The sequence below is a fragment of the Cryobacterium sp. MLB-32 genome, assembly GCF_000738085.1.
GTDB lineage: Bacteria > Actinomycetota > Actinomycetes > Actinomycetales > Microbacteriaceae > Cryobacterium.
On record NZ_JPRS01000542.1, the window covers coordinates 1 to 698 of the forward strand.

Here is a 698-nt window from a genome sequence, read left to right on the forward strand (position 1 = left end):
ACCACCTGTACCAAGATCATGCCTCTGGTAAGAAGGACGACCGTCCCCAGTTACTAGCCTGCCTGAAAGCACTCCGCAACGGAGACACGCTCCTGGTGTGGAAACTCGACAGGCTCGGTCGAGATCTGCGCCACTTGGTCAACACGGTCCATGACCTCACCGATAGAGGTATCGGCCTTAAAGTGCTCACCGGAGAGGGTGCGGCCATCGATACCACGACCGCATCGGGGAAGCTCGTCTTTGGTATCTTCGCTGCCTTGGCCGAGTTTGAGCGAGCACTCATCTCTGAGCGGACGGTTGCCGGGCTCGCCGCAGCTCGAGCACGGGGAAGGACCGGCGGGCGCCCGTTCAAGATGACGCCGGCCAAGATTCGCCTGGCCATGGCAGCGATGGGGAAGCGGGAAACCAAGGTGGGTGTTCTTTGCAAAGAACTTGGGGTCACGCGACAGACGCTGTACCGCCATGTCTCCCCATCCGGGGAGCTGCGGCCGGATGGTGCCAAGCTTCTTTCTAAGTAGCAATAGTCCGAGAGGGTGGCTTGCTGCGCCGTGTCCTCGCGGCTATCGACCTAGAGTCTGAGACGTTCGATATCGACGTCGGAATAGCCAGCTTGATGACCCGCGTAACCGGCATATCCCGGATAGCCGGGATAGCCCGCATATCCGGGGTACCCGGGGTATCCCGGATATCCACGGTAG

1 protein-coding gene is annotated in these 698 nt (G+C 60.5%); it reads left to right on the top strand.

Annotated features, from left to right (window positions below; translation table 11 throughout):
* Positions 1–518, top strand: a 518-nt coding sequence (locus tag JF66_RS19845) for a recombinase family protein (protein ID WP_035880613.1), incomplete at its 5' end; no start/stop codon positions are given.
* Positions 519–698 lie beyond the last annotated feature (180 nt).